The sequence below is a fragment of the Saccharopolyspora sp. 6V genome (assembly GCF_020176785.1).
Lineage (GTDB): Bacteria > Actinomycetota > Actinomycetes > Mycobacteriales > Pseudonocardiaceae > Saccharopolyspora_C > Saccharopolyspora_C gregorii.
In genome coordinates, this window is sequence record NZ_JAIUKB010000209.1 from 1 (window position 1) to 6,173 (window position 6,173).

Consider the following 6,173-nt stretch of genomic DNA (forward strand, 5'->3'; position numbering starts at 1 on the left):
GTGCCGGGGAGGGGAGTACGGGGGACGGCAGACGGCGCAGTGGTCCTGGCGAGCGGGAGGATCCTTGCCGGGGCAAACGGAAAAGCGTTGGCGGGGCTCGGTTCCGGGCAGCACGACCTCCGTCCGAACGCGACCGGCGAGCGTCGGCGCACCGCCGCAGCATGGACGTCACTCCCGGTAATCGGCGGCCCTGCCGCGGCAACGCACCGTTTCGTGCAGGTAGACCGCACGATCAGGTAGCGATCACCACCGCGCGCGACACCCGGTGCGGCCCGCCACGGCACCCGCGCCCACGGACGTTCCCCTCGATGGCAGAGCGATGTGCGCTGAAGCACGCCGGAACGGCGGCACCCGCTCACGCTGCGCCACAACGGATGGTCCACTCGGACCAGCCCATTGCAACCACAGTGGACAGAGAGGCCGACCATTGTGGACAGCCTGCGAGGGCCGTGGCACGGTGGATTCGTGACTGAGCTGAACTCGACATCCGCCGCACTGCTGGGGCTGCTGCACGACGGCCCGAAGACCGGGGGGCAGCTCGTCGCTGCCGCCACCGAACGATTCGGTGGATTCTTCAGCGTGACCCGCAGCCAGGTGTACCGGGAACTTCCCGCGCTCACCGAATCCGGGCTGCTGCGCCTCGGCAAGCAAGGACCGCGCTCCAGCCAGCAGTACGCGATCACCGCCGCCGGCAAGCGCGCCTTCAAGTCGTGGTTGAACACCGAACCCGGCCCGGACAACGTGCGCAGCCCGCTGATCCTGCGGCTCGTCCACGCCGGATCGCTCACGCCCAAGCAGCGCGCCGCCCTCGTCGAATCCGCCCGCGAGCAGTACACCGCCCGGCTCGACGAAGCGAAGAACGCCGCCAAGGCCGCCACCGACCCCTACGAGAAGGCCGCGGCCGACTTCACCGTCGCCCACAACCGGGCCATCGTGAAGCTGCTCGACAGCATTCCGGAATGAGCACTGGGGAATGATCCGGAACCCCGCCCGCGAGCGCCACCGCAGCCCTGGGCGGGGACACCGGTGCCGACCGGGGCCGTCCTCGTGGGAAGCCGCCCCCCGGTGAAGTACCCTCGAACACTGTGAATCCCGACGTCGCCGCAGATATCAAGGACCTGTCCACCACGCTCGAAGGCATCGAGAGCGTCATGGGCCTAGACGAGTTGCGGGCGAAGATCGCCGAACTCGAAACCGAAGCGGCCAAGCCGAACCTGTGGGACGACGTCGAGTACGCGCAGAAGATCAGCAGCCAGCTGGTGCACCGGCAGGCCGAACTGCGCAAGATCAGCGACTTGCGGCAGCGGGTCGAGGACGTCGAAGTCCTCTACGAGCTCAGCGAGGACGAAGGCGACCAGGCCGGGCTCGACGAGGCCGACGAGGAGCGCAAGCGGCTCAAGAAGGAGCTCGACGCCCTCGAAGTCCGCACCCTGCTCTCCGGCGAGTACGACGAGCGGGAAGCCGTCGTCACCGTCCGCGCCGAAGCGGGCGGCATCGACGCCGCCGACTTCGCCGAGATGCTCATGCGGATGTACGTGCGCTGGTCCGAACGCCACGAATACCCCGTCGAGGTCTACGACACCTCCTACGCGGAAGAAGCCGGCGTCAAGTCCGCCACCTTCCGCATCAACGCCCCCTACGCCTACGGCACGCTGTCCGTCGAGCAGGGCACCCACCGGCTGGTGCGGATCTCGCCGTTCGACAACCAGGGCCGCAGGCAGACCTCCTTCGCCGGCGTCGAAGTCCTCCCCGTCGTGGAGGAGACCGACCACGTGGAGATCCCGGAGAAGGACATCCGCGTCGACGTGTTCCGCTCCTCCGGTCCCGGCGGGCAGAGCGTCAACACCACCGACTCCGCCGTGCGCATCACGCACATCCCCACCGGCATCGTGGTGTCCTGCCAGAACGAGAAGTCGCAGCTGCAGAACAAGGCGGCCGCGCTGCGCGTGCTCCAGTCCAAGCTGCTCGCCCGCAAGCGGGAGGAGGAGCGCGCCGAGCTCAACGCGCTCAAGGACAGCGGCTCCAGCTGGGGCAACCAGATGCGCTCCTACGTGCTGCACCCGTACCAGATGGTCAAGGACCTGCGCACCGAGTTCGAGGTCGGCAACCCGGACGCCGTGCTCGACGGCCAGATCGACGGGTTCCTCGAAGCGGGCATCCGCTGGCGCCGCCAGCAGGACTCCGCGGCCTGAGGCCGCCGGGCGGACCGCGACGCGTGCCGCCCGCACGGGTGAGGGCGTTGCTCCGTCCGGAAGCTGCGGTGCGTGAGCTGATCACGAGCTGACCAGCGGAGATGGACCCGGTACCGGCGCTCCTGGTGACTGGTCCGGGTGAGCGCCGGTCCCCCGAAAGGTCGCAGGTAAACTCACGCCCCGTGATCCGGCTTGAGCACGTGTCCAAGGGATACAAGACCTCGACCCGTCCCGCGCTCGACGACGTCTCGGTGAGCGTCGGCAAGGGCGAATTCGTGTTCCTCATCGGCCCTTCCGGCTCGGGGAAGTCCACGTTCCTGCGGCTGCTGCTCCGCGAGGACGTGCCCACCCGAGGCCGGGTGTTCGTGGCCGACTGGAACGTCGCGAAGCTACCGCGACGACGGGTGCCGAGGCTGCGGCAGCGGATCGGCTGCGTGTTCCAGGACTTCCGGCTGCTCAACAACAAGACGGTCGCCGAGAACGTGGCGTTCGCGCTCGAAGTCATCGGGAAGCCGCGGCACACCATCCGCAAGGTGGTGCCGGAGGTGCTGCAGCTCGTCGGCCTCGACGGCAAGGCCGACCGGATGCCGCACGAGCTCTCCGGTGGTGAGCAGCAGCGCGTCGCCATCGCGCGCGCCTTCGTGAACCGGCCGCTGGTGCTGCTGTGCGACGAGCCCACGGGCAACCTCGACCCCGACACCAGCCAGGACATCATGCTGCTGCTGGAGCGGATCAACCGCACCGGCACCACGGTGGTCATGGCGACGCACGACCACTCGATCGTCGACTCGATGCGGCGCCGCGTCGTGGAGCTCAGCCTCGGCAGAGTGATCCGCGACGACGCCCGCGGCGTCTACGGCGTCGGTCGCTGAGCAGCCCCGCACCCCCGAACCCAGCCAGGAAGCACACACCAAGATGCGCGCGAGCTTCGTATTCAGCGAGGTCGTCAACGGCCTTCGGCGCAACGTCACGATGACCATCGCCATGATCCTCACCACGGCCATCTCGGTCGGCCTGCTCGGTGGGGGTCTGCTGGTCGTCCGGTTGATCGACCGGATGCAGGAGGTCTACCAGGACCGCGTCGAGGTCGTCGTGTTCATGACCGACGACGTCAGCGCCAACGACGCGGACTGCACGCAGCAGCCCTGCGCGAACCTCAAGTCCGAGCTGACCCGCTCCTCCGGCGTCGAATCCGTCAAGTTCGAGAACCGCGAGCAGGCGTTCGAGAACTTCAACAAGGTCTTCGAGACCATGCCGGAACTGCGCGACGTGGCCCGCGTCGAAGCGATGCCCGCCTCGCTTCGGATCAAGCTCACCGACCAGGAGCGGTTCGGGGCCATCCAGCAGAAGTTCGACGGCCAGCCCGGTGTGGACAGCGTCGTCGACCAGGCCGACTACCTGGACCGGTTGTTCGGCGTGCTCAACGGCGTGCGCAACGCGACCTTCTCGATCGCGCTGGTGCAGGCGATGGCGGCGCTGCTGCTGATCTCCAACACCATCCAGCTCTCCGCGTTCACCCGGCGCACCGAGACCGGCATCATGCGGCTCGTCGGCGCCACCCGCTGGTACACCCAGCTGCCGTTCCTCCTGGAAGCGATGGTGTCCGGCCTGATCGGCGCGCTGCTGGCGATCATCGGGCTGCTCATCTCGAAGGCGGCGTTCATCGACAGGGTCATGTCGCCGGTGTTCGGCACCGGCATCATCCCGGAGATCGGCTACGGCGACATCGCCGCCGTCTCGCCGATCATGCTGCTGGTCGCGGCCGCGATCTCGGCGACCACCGGGTACGTGACGCTGCGGCTGTACGTGCGGCTCTGACCCCGGAAACCACCGCGGGGGGCGGCCGTGCTCGTCGAGCGCGGCCGCTCCTCGCGTTCCAGACCGGGAAAACCCGGTTGACCACGAGGCTCGGCGGCTGCTTCGCTCTACGCCCGGCGCGGGCCGAGCACGACCGGCGCCGTGCCGCGGTCCCGCCGCGCACGAGACACGGGTAGCTAAGGTTGCAAGCATGGTGAAGGAACGCGGGCGCAAGCAGATCGCGCAGAACCGCAAGGCGCGGCACGACTGGTCGGTGCTGGACACCTACGAGACCGGGATCGTGCTCACCGGCACCGAGGTGAAGAGCCTGCGGCAGGGCAAGGCCTCCCTCGTCGACGCCTTCGCCACCGTCGACCAGGGCGAGGTGTGGCTGCGTAACGCGCACATCCCCGAGTACACCGAAGGCACCTGGACCAACCACGAACCGCGGCGCTCCCGGAAGCTGCTGCTGCACCGCGGCGAGATCCTCCGCCTGGTCGGGAAGATCAAGGAGAGCGGGCTGAGCCTCATCCCGCTGTCCATGTACTTCTCCGACGGCAAGGCCAAGGTCGAACTCGCCCTCGCCCGCGGCAAGAAGGCGCACGACAAGCGGCACGACATGGCCAAGCGGGACGCCGACCGCGAGATGCAGCGCCACATCGGCCGCATCCGCAAGGGCCGCCGGTGAGCATCCCGGCCGGGCCCGCCTCCGACGCGGAAGTGCGGCCCTGGCTGGACCGGCTCGGCCTGCCCGGGCTCGTCGACCTGCACACGCACTTCCTGCCGGAACGCGTGCTGCACAAGGTGTGGTCCTACTTCGACCAGGCCCGCACCCACTACGGCATGGACTGGCCCGTCACCTACCGGCACGACGAACCGACCCGGCTGCGGCTGCTCCGCGACCTCGGGGTGACCGCGTTCGCGCCGCTCGTCTACCCGCACAAGCCCGGCATGGCCGCCTGGCTCAACGAGTGGGCCCTCGACTTCGGGCACCGCACGCCGGGCGCCGTGCCCACCGCGACGCTCTACCCCGAACCCGGCATGGAACGCGCCATGCGCGACGCCCTCGCCGCCGGGGCGCGCTGCATCAAGGTCCACGTGCAGGTCGGGAAGTTCGACCCGCGGGACCCGCTGCTCGACGAGACCTGGGGAGTGCTCGCCGAAGCGGGCACGCCCGTCGTCATCCACTGCGGGCACGGGCCCATCCCCGGTGACCACACCGGGCTCGACGTGTTCGGCGAAGTGCTGCGCAGGCACCCGCTGCTCACCGCCGTCCTCGCGCACGCGGGCATGCCCGAGTACGACACCGCGCTCCGGCTCGTCCACGAGCACCCGCGGGTGCACCTGGACACCACCATGGTCGGCGTCGCCTTCACCGAGCGGTTCAGCCCGCTGCCCGCCGACTGGCCGGCCCGGCTCGTGCCCGTGCGGGACCGCGTCGTGCTCGGCACCGACTACCCCAACATCCCCTACCCGTACGCCGAGCAGCTCGCCGCCATCGCCGGGTGGGCCGCCGCCGACGAACGGCTCGGCACCCCGTTCCTGCGCAGCGTCCTGCACGACGCACCCGCCCGGCTGCTGAAGCTCCCACCTGCGGAAATCTCGTAGGCCGATATTGGAATGATCCGCGGGGGAGCGGACGTTATGCTGTACGGACCGCGCGGTCGAGAAGGAACGGCCGCAACGAGGGGGTGAACGGTTTCGACTCCGTACGGTGATCCAAGGGAAGCGTGCCGGTGCAGGCGGGAGACCACCGAGAGCGTCGCCGCAATCTAATAAGCGCCGACAAGAGTCAGCGCGAGTTCGCCCTCGCCGCCTGAGCGAGGAGCGACTCTGTCGGACCGGGAACGCCTCCGTCCCGGAATCCGGCATCGACTAGGAGGCTCTTACCGCCAGGTCCGGCCGCGGGACCTGGTGGGACATCGAACAGCGGCTGGGCTCGTCACCTCGGCTAGTTCGCGAGACCGAGGGAGCCAAGCAGAGGCATAGCGGACTGCGCACGGAGAAGTCTTGGTGAAGCGACGGAGGACCCGGGTTCGATTCCCGGCACCTCCACTTGGAGCCTGGTTGACGCTTTTGGCGTCTTCCCGGCTCCTTTTCATCTGTACGGGGGCCGAGCCCCGTAGGCCCCCACGGTGCGGTGGTGCGGATCGTGGGGCTCCTTGCCTCGGGTGGGGGTTGGGG

Annotated in this window: 6 protein-coding genes and 1 other RNA gene; all 7 read left to right on the forward strand. The window is 69.0% G+C overall.

The features are described from left to right. The first annotated feature begins 465 nt into the window (after positions 1 to 465). A complete protein-coding gene (locus LCD35_RS29210) occupies positions 466 to 963 on the forward strand; it encodes a PadR family transcriptional regulator (protein ID WP_224962991.1) in 498 nt (165 codons plus the stop codon). Between the two features lie 122 nt (positions 964 to 1,085). Then, positions 1,086 to 2,192, forward strand: a complete 1,107-nt coding sequence (gene prfB / locus LCD35_RS29215; protein ID WP_224962993.1) for a peptide chain release factor 2 — start codon at positions 1,086 to 1,088, stop codon at positions 2,190 to 2,192. A 182-nt stretch (positions 2,193 to 2,374) separates the two neighbouring features. Then, the gene (gene ftsE / locus LCD35_RS29220) at positions 2,375 to 3,064 is read left to right on the forward strand and encodes a cell division ATP-binding protein FtsE (RefSeq protein WP_224962995.1); all 690 of its coding nucleotides are present in this window, start codon (positions 2,375 to 2,377) and stop codon (positions 3,062 to 3,064) included. A gap of 43 nt (positions 3,065 to 3,107) precedes the next feature. Next, positions 3,108 to 4,010, forward strand: coding sequence for a permease-like cell division protein FtsX (ftsX, locus tag LCD35_RS29225; protein ID WP_224962997.1), 903 nt, complete (start codon positions 3,108 to 3,110; stop codon positions 4,008 to 4,010). 190 nt (positions 4,011 to 4,200) lie between these two features. Further along, complete coding sequence (gene smpB, locus LCD35_RS29230; RefSeq protein WP_224963001.1) at positions 4,201 to 4,677, forward strand: SsrA-binding protein SmpB; 477 nt, start codon at positions 4,201 to 4,203, stop codon at positions 4,675 to 4,677. Between the two features lie 2 nt (positions 4,678 to 4,679). Further along, positions 4,680 to 5,597 carry an amidohydrolase family protein gene (locus LCD35_RS29235; RefSeq protein ID WP_374108156.1) on the forward strand — a complete coding sequence of 306 codons (918 nt, stop codon included), beginning with the start codon at positions 4,680 to 4,682 and terminating at the stop codon, positions 5,595 to 5,597. 79 nt (positions 5,598 to 5,676) lie between these two features. After that, positions 5,677 to 6,047, forward strand: a transfer-messenger RNA (tmRNA) gene (ssrA, locus tag LCD35_RS29240). Positions 6,048 to 6,173: the final 126 nt, after the last annotated feature.

Excerpts from the sequence above, each read along its gene's own strand:
- smpB (WP_224963001.1), top strand. The coding sequence starts at position 4,201 with ATGGTGAAGGAACGCGGGCGCAAGCAGATCGCGCAGAACCGCAAGGCG.
- ftsX (WP_224962997.1), top strand. The coding sequence starts at position 3,108 with ATGCGCGCGAGCTTCGTATTCAGCGAGGTCGTCAACGGCCTTCGGCGC.